We start from the raw sequence: 13,942 nt of genomic DNA on the forward strand, positions 1-13,942 counted from the left end.
GAGAAGCCGCATGCCCGCACTTCGCCGCACCGGCCCCACCACGTTGGTGGACGCCATGCTGCTGCTGGTCGCCATCGCCTGGGGATCGACCTACCTGGCAGCCAAGGAACTGGTCACCCCAGAGACCGTCGTCGCCGTGCTGGCCTTGCGCCTATTGATCACCGCGGCGACCATGCTCCCCCTCTGCCTGCGAGCCCTTCGCACAGCCTCCCCGGCCGAGATCCGCACCGGGCTGATACTGGGAGCCATCCTCGCCTCGGTCCTGCTCAGCGAGACCTACGGCATCGCCGGCACCTCGGCCACCAACGCCGGGCTGATCATCAGCCTCACCATCGTCATGACCCCGATCCTTGACAGTGTCGTCACCCGCTCCTGGCTCCCGCCGCGCTTCTTCGTCGCAGCCGTCCTGGCCGTCGTCGGCGTCGCCCTCCTCGCTTCCGGCTCCAGCCTGCGCGCCCCCTCCCTCGGAGACCTGCTGGTTCTGGCCGCCGCCGGCCTACGCGCCGTGCACGTCACGACGATGCACCGCCTCTCCGCGCACCGCCAGTACAGCTCACTCACCCTGACGTTCCTGCAGATGAGCGTGGGTGCCGTTCTCTTCTGCACCCTCAGCCCACTAGCCGGGGACTCCTTCATCACCCTGCTGCCCCGGCTGACCGGCCCCGAATGGGGCGGCCTGCTGTACCTCGCCTTCGTCTGCACGGTGTTCGCCTTCTTCATCCAGATGTGGGCCGTGCGCAAAACCTCCCCGTCACGCGTGAGCCTGCTCCTGGGCACCGAACCCATCTGGGCCGCCGTGGTCGGCCTCACACTGGGTGGCGAACGCCTCGGGATCGCCGGTCTCATCGGGGCCGCCCTCGTCCTCGCAGGCACAGCCTGGGGCCGCAGGATCGAACGCCTCCACCGCGACAAGCCCAGCCCCGACAACGAGCAGCCGCCGGTCATCAACACGGCCGACGACCCACAGCCGGTGCGAGCAACACGGTCTCGTCGTCCTGCATAGTGCCCGGTCCCCCAGGTCACCAACGACAGGACGCGTCACGGAACGAGACACGTTACGGCGAGCGGTACTACGCACGTCGTGTGAGGGCCCGCCGCGCTGGGACTGGGACTGGGACTCGGACGCGGACTGGGTGACAGCAGCCGCCTACCTGCACGTCGGCTCCTGCATCGAAGTAGTCGCCCGAGCAACGCCGGAGGCCCTGAGCCAGCTCGCTCGACGGCCAGCAGGCCACCCGCGCCCGGTGGCGCACCCTGGCCACCACCCGCCGGACACAACCGCACGCCACCCCTTGAGCATGCTGCGATCCCTCACGCCTCACCCACGGTCTCGCTCCGTGGCCGTCTTGGGCGCCCAACATCGGCCGCGGAAGAGCGGAAGCAAGGGTGCGCCATCTGGCGGGATGGTCCCAGTGGCAGGACCACAACTCGTTCGGACACGGCCGTAAGGCCGAGTTTCCTGCCACCGCGGCATCCGGCGCAATCCGCACGTCTCGCCGTTACGCGCCGCCGTACGCCGGGAACCGGTCTCCCCCGGAGCCCGACCGCGCCCGAAGCCGCCCTTACTGAAGGGACTCAAGAGTGAATACCCCAGAGAGCACCCCCACCACTGGCCGCGATTCCTTGAGCCCCAAGGAGCTGGAGGTCATCAGGCATCTCGCCAGCGGCTTGGGCCTCGGCGAGATTGCAAGACGCCTTAACAGGTCAAAGCAGACAGTCACGGCCCAGAAGATGTCGGCCATGCGCAAGCTAGGGCTTGCAGACGATGTCGCGCTGCTCAGCTACGTTCAGGAACACGGGTTCCTCTGAAGCTGTGCGTCCTGGTGTTCGACTGAGCTGACACAACTGCCCGTCCCCGGTACACGCGCCGACATCGTGCGGGCGCTCGGTGCTCTCGGGACACTCGATCGCCCGGAGCCCGCCGGAGACCGCCCGGGCAGGAGAGAGCGGCCGGTCATTCTGCTGGACTTCGCGCGGTGATCCCCACGCCGCGCCCAGTAGCTCCTACGGCCGCACCGGATCCGCCCCCTGGACGGGGTCCTCCCCCGCCGGCAGGTCGAGGTCGGGCCCGACGAGCTGGAGGCATCCGAGACGCTGATGGACGGCTTCGGGCCGCTCGTCGAGGACGATGTGCACGACCGCTTCCGGGAGGAGGCCAGCCTCATCCCCCTTCCCGGCCCAGCAACGACGAGACGACGAATAGCACCCCGGAGAAGACGGTCGGTTCGAAGTACCCTGGCTCCCGGGCGAAGCAAAGGCGGGCGCCAAGAAGTCTTCCAGCGCAGCAAGGACCCGCCGCCACCGGACGGGCTGAACAGCAGCGCCGCGCCGCGTACGCGTCTTCCCCGGTTGGCTACATGCACCCAGCGCGCAGGACACCACGAGCGCCAACGGGACACGCCACACTGGGCTGGGACCCGTCCGCCGCGTGAACTCTTGCGTAGGCGGGCGGCCTGGCTGTCGGTCTTCTCCGGAACCGTGTGTTCGGATGCAGCGGCGCCGCAGGTATGCACGACAAGGTCCGTTGCTGCATGCCCTTGTCGGCCGCGACGCTGTCGGGCTTTGGGCCGCCGTCTCCAAAGCCGGTTGGGCAGCGCCCGCGTTGCTCCGGGCGGACGGATAGTCTGGGCCCGTCAGCGAAGATCACAGAAGGGCGAAGTACATGGCGGACATCATGGAGACGGCGGCGCGGAAGGTCTTCGAGCGCTACGACATCGACGGGGACGGCCTGGTCACCGCGGAGGAATACCGGAAGGTCGTGGCGGAGTTGGAGGGCTCGGACATCACCGAGTCGCAGGCCCAGGACCTGATCGACTCGCTCGACACCAACGGCGACCGCCAGATGTCCTTCGAGGAGTTCTGGGCGGCCATGAATGGCTGATACTGCCGGGCCCGGCACGTGAACGTCCCGGGCCCGGTTCGTCATCCGTCGAATCTGTGTGTGGGACGTCGCTGAACAGCGCATCCGTCGACCGCAGTTCGCACTGAGCGAGGGGGCCGGCTCGCTTGCTCAGTGGAAGGTGACGTAGCCGGCGGCCGGAACGGCCTTGTGCACGCCGCCGCTGCCCAAGTTGTGTTGGACCAGCCGCTCGATGGCCCACCTTCGGCGGACGAGGCGTTCGCTGGAGGCGGTACCTTTGCGGGCGATGCGGACTGCGATGCGCTTGCCCCAAACCCCTTTCCGCAGACGCGGGACGCCCGTACGCCTTGTCTGCGCGGAGGCGTTGGGTTGGGGTTTGGAGTCGGCCGCGTGGGATTCATGTCCCCTGTGAGGGCTGCGGGCGCTTCGGCCGTACGCACCGGGTGCGTGCAAGCCGGAAAGCGCCCTGCCACCACCGTAGATGCCGTAGCCGTCAGAAGTTCTGCGGCGGCTGCGGCGGCGTGCCCTGGAATGCCTGGGGCTGAGCCTGGACGTGGGGCTGGCCTTGCTGCTGCGCGGGGAACTGCTGGGCGGCGTACGGCTGCTGCGGGGCGGCAGGCGCGGCCGGGGTGTCGGCGCGGGGCGTGCGGCGGCCGCCGACCGTGATGGAAACGGAGCCGATCATCAGGCCCAGACCGGTGAGGGCCTGGACGAGGGTGGTGTCGTTTGTGCCGCCGCCCTCGCACTTCTCTTCCTGGTGCGGCTCAAGCCCGTCGCGTACCGACCGGGTCTCGCACTTCCAGTGGTCCGTGCCGTGATAGCCGCTGTCGCCGATCGAGACAACGAGCATGAACAGCCCCGCGACAAGGAACAGGATCTGGAAGACACGTGCAACGGGATGCATAAGACGAAATTCCCCCGGGTGATGGACTTCTACGACGGTTCCGTCGCCCGGAGGACCCTATCCGACATGCCCATGGCGTGCCCGGATGGGACTGGGCCACGAATCCTGGACACGGTTATGCGGCCGGGGCGGGCGGCGCAGTTGATGTGCTGCGACGCGAAGTTCGTCGAAGCGGGAAGGCGACGAACAGGCCCAGGTGCGCGCATTCTGTGGGGGCGAGCCCGCTGGGAGAGCCCCGTAGTCGGCGCCCCGCCCGTGGCGCGGTGCGGCGCCGCTGTCGCGCATCCCCTCCAGGACCAGACCTCCAGTACCGTTCCGTCCCGAGGAAGACTCGGGACGGAACGGTACTGGAGGGCCAACCAGCCAGTCGGCCGGCCTGCCGGCTAGGCGCGACAGCGCAGCATCACCAGCGGCGGCTTCGCGAGGAGGTCCGCCCAGAAGTCCTCACCGAACTCACGGATGCCGGCTTCGGACACCTGCAGCGGCACCCACTCCACCTCACTGAAGCCGGCCGCCCGCAGACAGTCCTCGTAGACCTCGCGGCGCGGGACCGTGCTGACGATGCTGATCGGCTGCGGGTCGAGGAGAGCCGTGACCCGCACTCGCAGACCCGTCTCGGTTTCCTCGCCGGTCGGCTCGCAGCGGAACCCGTACCTGTCCAGGGACTCACAGTCGAACCGGTAGTCCGGCTTCTGGGCGAATACGAAGAACTCCCCGCCCGGAAACAGGTTTTGGTGGATGTTGTGGCACATCCGCTTCATCTCCGCGATGTCTTCGGCGTAGTTGAGGCACTGAACGCCCACGGCGATGTCGAAGCGCCGGTCGAGAGGCCGCAGATCGGCCACGTCACCGACCTCGTAGCGCACACCCAGCGGGTCACGCTGCTCGCTCTCCTGCGCGGCGGAGATCATCTCGACGGAGATGTCGACACCGAAGACATCCGTGGCGCCGCGCCGCTTGAACTCCCGGCTGTAGAAACCGGTGCCGCACGCCACGTCGAGAACCGACTTGCCACTCACGTCCCCGACCATGTCCAGGAAGCTCGGCACCTCCCCGTAACGCATCAGCGGCAGGGACTTGAATCCCTCGAATGCCTCGCCGATCTCGTCGTACTGCTGCACGCTCACGTGCTGCCCCCTTCTGCGCTTCGTCCTTGTTACGTGGCCACGCCGGGCCGCCCCGATGCAGAGACTTGCCAGGTCGCGGTCGTGGCAGAAAGTCTCCCTCCGCCCTGCCTGGCCGCCGTACTGGCAGATGCCACAAAGAAGTTGGCCGGTGACCCTCGTATCACCCAACATCACCTCACATGTCATTCACCCCTTGCATCCTCCATAATTCAATGTTCTTCTCCCCCCTCTCCCCCCTCTCCCCCCTCTCCCTTGGAGCCCTCTCCCCCTCCCACAACCTTCCCTCTCAACTCTCGGAACTCCACCGATGCCCCGGTACCTACTGGACGGGCACAGAGCGCGGAGTGCCGACACGGACGCGAGCCAATCCACCTCCTCGGCCAGAGGCTGACCAGGGCTGGAACCAGGCTCGCCCAGTCACGCGCCAAGCGATGACGTCACCACGGGCACGGGCGCACAGCGGCTTCGCTCGCGCGGCCATTTCTGCCGTTGGAAGTGGACGCTGTCCCTGGGGCCCGGTTGGGACGATCGCCGGCACTGCGACACTGCTCTGGCCACGAGCACAGTCATTCGCCGAGCGCGACTGGCCTGAGGCCGGAGGGCAGTTGACACACTGCCAGCTCCACCGCCTCATGCACCGTGGCGCATCGATCGAGGTCCCCGCCGGTGAAGAGCCTGCCCACCCCGTGCGTACCGTCGCTGTGCGCCATCAGGCACGTCCGACGACGGTCAGGCGCGGGCGGGTGGTAATCGAGAAGCGCAGCGCCCAGTGGCTCGTGAACGGGTAGAGGGCGCGCAGCGCCGGCTCGGCGTGCGCCGCCTCAATCAGGGCTTGGTACGTCTCCTTCCAGACATACTCCAGTTCGCTCGCCTCCTGGCGCATGCTCTGCCACTCGGAGTGCGTCAGGCGCGCGGGGTCGAGGTCGGGCACCTCGAAGCGTCCGGTCAGGTGCACGAAGGGTGCTGCCCGGCGGATGTCGTCAGGCCGCGACGTCGGGGTACAGGACAGTGGGGTCAGGAGGGGTGGGCACGGCTCCTGATTGTGCCCGAGCCGCTGGTGGCCGGCGGTCGACAGGTTGCCTGGCCGGAACTCAATCGGCAGCGGGACGCGCCCCCTCTCGGCCTCACGGAGGGCCTCCGCGTATCTCGCGTGCGCAGGGGCCTGGGGCTGTCGTATCGTGGATGAGTCCCCGCCCCGAAGACCCCTTCGGCGGCGGTTTCGGACTTCCTGGTCCTTCTGTAGTGGTTTCGAGGTGACGACGTATCTCCCAGGCCCTGTAGCCGTCCGCATTCCCCCACGTTCTGATCGTTGGAACGTGCCCGGGGGCGGACGTCGCACTGGCCTGAGTTGCGTCACCCACCCCCGCAAGTTTCCTGTCATTTCCCGGGTGCAGCTCTGCCGACTGCCCCGGGTTTCGTGTTTTCCGGCCCCGGCGCGGCTGACGGCGAGCTCCCCGATTCCTGAACCAGGAGTCCCCCCGTGGCTTCTCCCGTGCTCGACAACGAGCCGAAGCACCCAGCCGAGCCCTCGGCCCACGCCGCGTCCGGCACAGCATCCAGGCTGACCCGGGCCGCCAGGATCGCCCTCGTGGTGGTCCTGGTCGCCGAGCTCATGGACATCCTCGACCAGTCGGTCGTCCTCACCGCCCTCCCCACCCTCCAGAAAACGATCGGCGCCGTACCGGCCGCTGTGCAGTGGCTGACAGCCGGCTACTCGCTGACCATCGCCCTCGGGCTGATCACCGGCGGCAGACTCGGCGACATATACGGCCGACGCAAGGTCCTCCTCATCGGCACCGCCGTGTTCACCCTCGCCTCGCTGTTGTGCGGCATCGCGAACGGCCCGGGCATGCTGATCGCCGCCCGCGTGCTCCAGGGTGGTGGAGCCGCCGTGATGATCCCGCAGGTCCTGGCAACCCTCCACGTCACCTTCGACGGGAAGAACCGCAGCAGGGCGTTCGGCCTCTACGGGGCCGTCCTGTCGCTCGCCAACGTCCTGGGCCCGGTCCTGGGCGGCGTGCTCGCCGAAGCAGACCTGTTCGGACTGGGCTGGCGGCCGATCTTCCTGATCAACGTGCCCGTCGGCGTCGCCGTGCTCCTCCTCGGCCGGAAGTTCATCACCGAGTCGACCGCGGAGAACGCCGACCGCCTCGACCTCACCGGCATGCTGCTGTCCGCGCTGGCCGTGTTCCTGATCGTCTTCCCGCTCACCGAGGGCCACGCACACCACTGGCCACTGTGGTGCTTCGCCGTGCTCGCCTGCGGTCTCCTCGTACTCGGCATCTTCCTGCGCCACCAGCAGCGCAAGAAGGAGGCCCCGCTCGTGGTTCTGTCCCTCTTCAAGGGCAAGGCGTTCTCCGGCGGTCTGTCCGCGCAGTTGATGCTCGGCCTGCTGTGCGGCCTGTTCTTCATGACCTGGACGCTGTACCTGCAGCGCGGCCTGGGCATGAGCCCATTCCAGGCGGCCGTGGCCTTCGTGACGCTCTCCCTCGGCGAGCTGGCCGGTGCGGTGATCGGGATGAAGACCGCCGGGCGCTTCGGGCGCCGCCTGCCCCAGGCCGGAGTCCTGATCGCCGTCAGCTCGTTGGCGGCCTACGGGCTCCAGGTCGTCAGCCTGCAGGGCGACCTGACGCTCCTGACGACGACCGTCCCCGTCCTGATGCTCGGGTTCGGCCTCGGCGCGATCGGCGGACCGATCGCCGACATGTCGCTCGCCAAGGTGCCGCACGAGAGCGCCGGTTCAGCCTCGGGCCTGTTCAACACCGCGATGCATTTGGGCATCGCCCTCGGTACCGCGCTGACCGCCCTCGTGTTCTTCTCAGTCACCGGCGGCTCGCCCGACGCCGCGGTCAACCGGGATGCGTTCACCGGCGTGCTCTGGTGGGTCGGCGGCGCCTTCGCCGTGATGTGGGCCCTGATGTTCTTCCTGCCCAAGCGCACGAACAGCCGGACCGATTAGGCCAGTTCCTTCAAGGCGGCGGCACCCGCTTCCCGTGCCGCCGCCCCCTCATCCCCTTCCCCTCCCCCTTTCTCTCTCACAGCCACGAGGAGCGACGCCCCCATGCCCATGCCCATGCCCATCAACCAGATCACCAAGAAACGCCTCAAGGACGCGCGGGAGCGCGGTTGTCGGCGAGTCCTGGAGCGCAGGCACCGTGTGCGGGGACGCGGCCGGCCAGCGTCGAGGCGTGGCCCTGGCTGGTTTCCGTCCGGCGGATCATGTGACTACTAGGCTGCGACGATGGAACGCGTAACCGACGTGCCCGAGAGCTTCGCCCAGCCTGCCGATCGGGGCCAGGCGAATGACTACGACAGCTTCGCCGAGGCGTACTCTGCGGAAACCGAGAACAGCCTCGTGAACGCGTACTACGAGCGGCCCGCGATGTTGGCCCTCGCCGGAGACGTGACCGGTCGCCGGATCCTGGATGCCGGCTGTGGCTCAGGCTCCCTTTCCGCTGCACTGCGCGACCGCGGTGCGGTCGTCACCGGCATCGACGCCAGCGCTGGGATGCTGGCACTTGCCAGGCGGCGGCTCGGTGACGACGTGGCCCTGCACGTGGTCGACCTGCGCGACCGTCTGCCGTTCGACGACGGCGCGTTCGACGACGTGGTCGCGTCGCTGGTCCTGCACTACCTGGAGGACTGGGGGCCGACGCTGGCCGAGCTACGGCGAGTTCTCAGGCCCGGCGGCCGGCTGATCGTGTCGGTGGATCATCCTGTCGTGGCCTACACGTTCCAGGATCCTCGGCCCGACTACTTCGCGACCACCAGCTATACCTTCGACTGGACGTTCAACGGGCAGTCCGTCCCGATGAGGTTCTGGCGCAGGCCGTTGCACGCGATGATCGATGCCTTCACCACCGCCGGCTTCCGTCTTTCCACCATCAGCGAGCCGCAGCCCGACCCGGCCGCCCGTGAGTTGTTCCCCGAGGGCTTCCATGGCCTTTCGACCAAACCCAACTTCCTGTTCTTCATCGTCGAGGTACCGCCGTCGGCTACCGGCTCGGACGACTAGCCAGTCAGAGATCACTGGCCGGAAGTTGTTCAGGGTGGGGGTTGTCCGCTCCACTTCGCTCCTGCGCTGGTAGATCGTCTTGTCGAAGCGGACTGGTCGGCCGCCCTTGCTGCAGCGGGCTTGCCGGTTGGCTCGCTGGTTCTTCGGCTCGGGGGTGGCGGGCTTGATCTGGCATCGTCTCAGGTAGCGGCTGTTGCGGCGGGACGAGTTGCGCCTGATCGCCACCGAGGTCTTGCAGGTCAGGTCGCCCCGGGAACGTCCGAGTCCCTAGCCGGGGCGGTGCTGCGGGGGCGTGCGTGTTTCCCCGGCGCTCGCGGCACGCCCCTGCGGGCTCCCGTTCGGCGTGCTGGTGGGCCCGCCAGGTGGTCGAATCGTCGCTCACCATCGATCAGTCGATCCGGCCTTCCGCGTCGGCGTCGGCCAGGACGGCCGCGATGGTCTTGTCCCACGTGCCGTCTGCCGACCAGTGTCTGTGTCGCTGGTCCACGGTCTTCCCCGGACCGAAACGCGCAGAAAGATCCCCGCCAGGGCGTCCCGGTGCGCAGCCGCTACGAGATCCCGTTGCGGCGTGGTGGACGGGTCCAGCACACGCGAGAGCCCCCCACCGGTGCGCGGTGCGGGGTTCTCGGTCCGGGAAGTGCCACGGTCGCTACGAGTCCGTGGAATCCGGGGGGTTGAGGGTGATGGCTCCGGCGGGGCAGAGGCCGGCGGCCATTCGGGTGGCGGCCCGGTGCTCGGGGGCCGGCGCGGGGTGCAGGAGCACCACCCGGCCTTCCTCGTCGTCCTGGTCGAAGACCTCGGGGGCCGTCAGGGCGCACATGCCGGCGCCGGCGCAGCGGTCGCGGTCGACGTGGAGACGCAGCGGCTCTCGTGGGTCGCTCATGGGCTACTCCTTGTCCCAGGTGACGGGCAGGCTGATCACGCCGTAGATGTTGGAGCGGTCGCGCAACGGCACCTCCTGCGGCGGCACGGCGAGGCGCAGGGTGGGGAAGCGGGCGAGGAGTGCCGGGAACGCGACGGTCATCTCGACGCGGGCGAGCTGCTGGCCCAGGCATTGGTGGGCGCCGTGGCCGAACGCCAGGTGACCGGTGGCCTTGCGATGGATGTCGAGCCGGTCGGGGTCAGGGAACTTGTGCGGGTCGCGGTTCGTGGCCTGCACGGACACGGTCACGGACTCGCCCGCCCTGATGAGTTCCCCCTCCACCTCGACGTCTTCGAGCGCCGATCTCAGCAGTGGGTCGGCCACGCTGAGGTAGCGCAGCAGCTCCTCCACGGTCTGCTCGGCAAGGCCCGGGTCGGCGCGCAGGGCCTCGAGCTGATCGGGGTTGCTCAGCAGGGCGAACGTGCCGAGCCCGAGCATGTTCGCGGTGGTGTCGAGACCGGCTGCGAGCAGCAGCCCGCCTATTCCGGCCAGTTCCTCGTCGGTGAGGTCGGAGGTGGTCAGGTCGCTGAGCAGGTCGTCGGTGGGCTCGGCGCGCTTGGCGAGGACCAGTTCGTTCAGGTACTGGAGTATCGCCATGTAGGCCCCGCCCTTCGCCTCCGCATCCGCCGTCTGGTCGAAGAGGGTCGCCACCTGGCTCTGGAAGCGCTCCCGTTCGGCGTACGGCACGCCGAGCAGCTCGCAGATCATGAGTGCGGGCACGGGCTGCGCGAACGCCTCCACGAGGTCGGCGGTGGGCCCGCCCTGTTCCATGGCGTCCAGGCACTCGGCGGTTAACTGCCCGACTCGCTCGGTGAGTTGGCGCATGCGGCGGACGGTGAACTTGCCGGTGAGCAGGCGTCGGTAGCGGGTGTGCTCGGGGGCGTCCAGGCCGGTGATGTCGCCGACGGGCGCCGGCGGCAGCTCCTGCGGCATGCCTGGGACCGGTACGGGCAGGTGCAGGAGTTCGTAGCGTGAGCTGAAGCGCGGGTCGGCCAGGATCGCGCGGGCCGCGGCATGGCCGGTGACCATCCAGCCGACGTGTCCGTCGGCGTAGCGCAGGCGGCGCAGCGGTTTGTCCCTCAGCGCGGTGAGTTCGGCGGGTGGGTCGAAGGGGCAGCCGGTGCGTCGGTCGGTGGGCAGGGTGGGCGGCTCTTCGGTGGTGGTGGTGTCGGTGGTGGTGCCGTCGTTGGTGGTGGTGTCGGCGGCCGTCGGGTCGTACGCCATAGGGTGCTCCTGGGATCGTCGGGCGGGGTGGTGTGAATGGTGCGAGTCGGCGAAGTGACTGGAGGAGAGAAGTAGTTACCGCTTGGCGCCGGTCTTGAAGGTGTGGCGCGCCCACAGGTAGCCGACCAGGCTGAGTGCCGCGCACCAGGCGAGGCCGATGGCCGCGCTGGAGCCGATCTCGGTGCCGAGCCACAGGCCGCGCAGGGTCTCGATGATCGGCGTGAACGGCTGGTTCTCGGCGAACCAGCGCAGGCCGGTGGGCATGGACTCGGTCGGCACGATGGCGCTGCCGACGAACGGCAGGAAGGTCAGCGGCATCGGGATGTTGCTGGCGGTCTCCGGGTTCTTGGCTACCAGGCCGATGCCCGCGGAGAGCCAGGTGAGGGCCAGGGTGAGCACGGTGAGCAGGCCGATCGCGGCGATCCACTCGCCGGGCGTCGCGCTGGGACGGAAGCCCATCAGGAGTGCGACTGCGATGACGAGCGTGACGCTGGTCATGGTCTGGATCACACCCGCGACGACATGGCCGGTCAGGAACGAGGCCCGGGAGATCGGCATCGTACGGAAGCGGTTGACGATGCCCTCGGTCTTGTCGACGCACACGCTGATCGCGGTGGTCAGGGCGCCGGAGGTGGCTGCCATCAGGATGATGCCGGGCGCGACGTAGTCGATGTAGTCGCCGCTGCCGGTGGGCAGGCCGCTGATGCCGGAGCCCAGCGCGCTGCCGAAGACGTAGTTGAACAGCAGCAGCATCATGATGGGCATGATGACGACGGTGAGCGTCAGGGACGGGTAGCGCAGGGCCTTCTTGAGGTTGCGCCGCAGCATCGTCCTGGAGTCTCGGGCGGCGTAGGACACGGTGGCCATCAGGCGTTCTCCTTCGGCGATGCGGCGGTGTCGATGGTGTCGGCGGTGTCGGCGGGGCGGGGCCGGCCGGTGAGCGTCAGGAAGACGTCGTCGAGGTCGGGGGTGTGCACGGTGAGCGACTCTGCCTGGACGGCGGAGGATTCCAGGGTGTCGAGGACGGCCCGCAGGTTGGGAATGGAGCCGTCGCTGGGGATCTGCAGGGTGCGGGAGTCCTCGTCGCGCGTGGCGTTGCCGAAGATGGCCGCGGCGGTGTCCAAAGTCCGGGCGTCGGCGAACCGCACCCGGATGTGGCCGCCGGGGATGCGCTGCTTCAGCTCGTCGGCGGTGCCCTCGGCGATCAGCCTGCCGTGGTCCAACACGGCGATCCGGTCGGCGAGTTGGTCGGCCTCTTCGAGATACTGGGTGGTCAGGAAGATGGTGACGCCGTCGTCGGCGACCAGGTCCCGGATGATCTCCCACATGGTGCGCCGGCTGCGGGGGTCGAGTCCCGTGGTGGGCTCGTCGAGGAAGATGATCCGCGGATCGCCGACCAGGGTCATCGCCAGGTCGAGCTTGCGCCGCATACCGCCGGAGAAGGTGACGGCGGTCTTGCCCGCCACCTCGGACAGGTCGAAGCGGCGAAGCAGGTCCTTGGCCCTCCGCTTGCCCTCGCGCCGGTCGAGGTGGTGCAGATCCGCCATGAGGAGCAGGTTCTCCTCGGCGGTCAGCAGGTTGTCGACGGCCGAGAACTGGCCGGTGACACCGATCACGGAGCGCACCGCGTCGGCGGCCCGGGTCAGATGGCGGCCCGCGACCCATGCCTCGCCGCCGTCGGCAGCGATGAGCGTGGAGAGGATCTCCACCGTGGTGGTCTTGCCGGCGCCGTTGGGCCCGAGCAGAGCGAAGATGGTGCCTTCGGCGATGTTGAGATCGATGCCGTCGAGCACGAGCTTGTCGCCGTAGGACTTGCGCAATCCGGTGGCGGCGATCGCCGGCGCCGGCGCGTGCCCGGCGATCGGCGCGGATGTCTGGGTGGCAGTCATGCCACTTTCCTTTCGGGGATGGTCAGTTGGGGATACGCGGGGTCAGGCGCGGCGGATGATGATGTCGCCGACCGCGGTCCGGGCGTGCACCTCGACGGTCTCGTCGGAGTCCGCGGGGCCGGCGGCGGAGCCGAGCGCGTTGCGTACCGTGCCGTACTTGGGGTTCAGGTCGAGCCAGGCGGCGGTGCCCTCGTGGATGCCCACTTCGAGGTCGCCGACGGAGGTGCGCAGGTCGATCCAGCCGCGGGCGGCGTCTCTGACGCGGATGGCGCCGTTGGAGGACATCGCGTCGACCCCGGCGTGGGCGACGCCGATCTCGATCCGGCCGTTGGCGGACTTGGCGACGACGTCGCTGTGCGCGATGCCGACAGAGGTGTCGCCGTTGGCCGCGTTGGTCTTCAGGCCGCCGGTGACCTCGCCGACCTCGGTCGCGCCGTTGCTGTTCTTGACGGTCGCCGCGCCGGCGACCGTGCCGACCTCGATCCGGCCCGCGCCGATGACTTCGATGTCCCCGGTCGAGCGGGCCAGGCGGATGTCGCCGTGGTCGGTCTTGAGGTCGGCGCCGGCCACCTCGTCGATCTGGAGGTCGCCGAGCGAGGTCTTGAGCGTGACGTCCCCGAGGCGGCCTTCGCAGAAGAAGCCGCCCATGGCCGAGGTGCCCCGGATCTCCGAGCCCGCGGGCAGTTCGATGCTCACCTCGATGGCGCCCGGCTTGCCGAACAGGGACCGCTTCTTGGGCGTCCTGACTGTGAGGCGGCCGCCCGAGCAGGTGACCTGGGTCTGCTGCACGGCGCGAACGTCGTTGTCGTCGGATCCGTCGCGCGGCAGCACCTCCACGACGGTGTCGGTGCGCTTGCCCGCGGTGATGCGAGCGGTGCCGACCTCCAACTCCAGGGTGGCGGAGATGGGTTCGGGGGTCTCGAAAGAAGGCATGGCTGTTCCGTCCTCTTGGCTTGGGTGGTTGATTCCGCTGGTGAGGCGGGTGATGAGGGACGTCGGTG

Annotated in this window: 14 protein-coding genes and 3 pseudogenes; 5 read left to right on the forward strand and 12 right to left on the reverse strand. The window is 68.7% G+C overall.

The window, feature by feature from the left end:
* Nucleotides 1-10 precede the first annotated feature (10 nt).
* Nucleotides 11-1,003, forward strand: a complete 993-nt coding sequence (locus tag ACZ45Z_RS07865) for a DMT family transporter (protein WP_468357817.1) — start codon at nt 11-13, stop codon at nt 1,001-1,003.
* Nucleotides 1,004-1,581: 578 nt separating this feature from the next.
* Nucleotides 1,582-1,809 carry a LuxR C-terminal-related transcriptional regulator gene (locus tag ACZ45Z_RS07870; protein WP_468357820.1) on the forward strand — a complete coding sequence of 76 codons (228 nt, stop codon included), beginning with the start codon at nt 1,582-1,584 and terminating at the stop codon, nt 1,807-1,809.
* A 195-nt stretch (nt 1,810-2,004) separates the two neighbouring features.
* Here ACZ45Z_RS07870 and ACZ45Z_RS07875 read toward each other — a convergent pair whose 3' ends face one another.
* A complete protein-coding gene (locus tag ACZ45Z_RS07875) occupies nt 2,005-2,136 on the reverse strand; it encodes a hypothetical protein (protein WP_468357823.1) in 132 nt (43 codons plus the stop codon).
* 526 nt (nt 2,137-2,662) lie between these two features.
* Here ACZ45Z_RS07875 and ACZ45Z_RS07880 point away from each other — a divergent pair.
* Nucleotides 2,663-2,881, forward strand: coding sequence for an EF-hand domain-containing protein (locus ACZ45Z_RS07880; RefSeq protein WP_468357826.1), 219 nt, complete (start codon nt 2,663-2,665; stop codon nt 2,879-2,881).
* Nucleotides 2,882-3,085: 204 nt separating this feature from the next.
* Here ACZ45Z_RS07880 and ACZ45Z_RS07885 read toward each other — a convergent pair.
* From ACZ45Z_RS07885 to ACZ45Z_RS07900, 4 genes and pseudogenes are all read right to left on the reverse strand, one after another.
* Nucleotides 3,086-3,251, reverse strand: a pseudogene (locus ACZ45Z_RS07885) (IS5/IS1182 family transposase); the annotation flags it as partial.
* 102 nt (nt 3,252-3,353) lie between these two features.
* Entirely contained in the window at nt 3,354-3,764 is a 411-nt protein-coding gene (locus ACZ45Z_RS07890) for a hypothetical protein (RefSeq protein ID WP_468357828.1), read from the reverse strand.
* Between the two features lie 383 nt (nt 3,765-4,147).
* Nucleotides 4,148-4,891, reverse strand: a complete 744-nt coding sequence (locus ACZ45Z_RS07895) for a class I SAM-dependent methyltransferase (RefSeq protein ID WP_468357831.1) — start codon at nt 4,889-4,891, stop codon at nt 4,148-4,150.
* A gap of 709 nt (nt 4,892-5,600) precedes the next feature.
* Entirely contained in the window at nt 5,601-5,846 is a 246-nt protein-coding gene (locus ACZ45Z_RS07900) for a DUF6193 family natural product biosynthesis protein (protein WP_468357834.1), read from the reverse strand.
* 525 nt (nt 5,847-6,371) lie between these two features.
* On the opposite strand from ACZ45Z_RS07900, the gene ACZ45Z_RS07905 reads away from it, so the two are divergent.
* Both ACZ45Z_RS07905 and ACZ45Z_RS07910 read left to right on the forward strand, forming a co-directional pair.
* Entirely contained in the window at nt 6,372-7,850 is a 1,479-nt protein-coding gene (locus ACZ45Z_RS07905) for an MFS transporter (RefSeq protein WP_468357837.1), read from the forward strand.
* 282 nt (nt 7,851-8,132) lie between these two features.
* Nucleotides 8,133-8,906, forward strand: a complete 774-nt coding sequence (locus tag ACZ45Z_RS07910; protein WP_468357840.1) for a class I SAM-dependent methyltransferase — start codon at nt 8,133-8,135, stop codon at nt 8,904-8,906.
* 12 nt (nt 8,907-8,918) lie between these two features.
* Here the strand turns inward: ACZ45Z_RS07910 and ACZ45Z_RS07915 are convergent.
* The 7 genes and pseudogenes from ACZ45Z_RS07915 to ACZ45Z_RS07945 all read right to left on the reverse strand — a co-directional run.
* Nucleotides 8,919-9,116 (reverse strand): annotated as a pseudogene (locus ACZ45Z_RS07915) (IS5/IS1182 family transposase); the annotation flags it as partial.
* Nucleotides 9,117-9,176: 60 nt separating this feature from the next.
* A pseudogene (locus ACZ45Z_RS07920) lies at nt 9,177-9,454 on the reverse strand (transposase); the annotation flags it as partial.
* A 101-nt stretch (nt 9,455-9,555) separates the two neighbouring features.
* Nucleotides 9,556-9,789: a ferredoxin gene (locus ACZ45Z_RS07925; protein WP_468357843.1), complete on the reverse strand. Its 234-nt coding sequence runs from the start codon at nt 9,787-9,789 to the stop codon at nt 9,556-9,558.
* 3 nt (nt 9,790-9,792) lie between these two features.
* A complete protein-coding gene (locus tag ACZ45Z_RS07930; RefSeq protein WP_468357846.1) occupies nt 9,793-11,052 on the reverse strand; it encodes a cytochrome P450 in 1,260 nt (419 codons plus the stop codon).
* Between the two features lie 75 nt (nt 11,053-11,127).
* A complete protein-coding gene (locus tag ACZ45Z_RS07935) occupies nt 11,128-11,919 on the reverse strand; it encodes an ABC transporter permease (RefSeq protein ID WP_468357849.1) in 792 nt (263 codons plus the stop codon).
* Nucleotides 11,919-12,941, reverse strand: a complete 1,023-nt coding sequence (locus tag ACZ45Z_RS07940) for an ATP-binding cassette domain-containing protein (RefSeq protein WP_468357852.1) — start codon at nt 12,939-12,941, stop codon at nt 11,919-11,921. The genes ACZ45Z_RS07935 and ACZ45Z_RS07940 overlap by 1 nt, the downstream gene beginning before the upstream one ends.
* A 42-nt stretch (nt 12,942-12,983) precedes the next feature.
* Nucleotides 12,984-13,874 (reverse strand): DUF4097 family beta strand repeat-containing protein, encoded by an 891-nt coding sequence (locus tag ACZ45Z_RS07945; protein WP_468357855.1) that lies wholly within the window; start codon nt 13,872-13,874, stop codon nt 12,984-12,986.
* Between the last annotated feature and the right edge of the window lie 68 nt (nt 13,875-13,942).

The organism is Streptomyces sp. NPDC031210 (assembly GCF_055570395.1).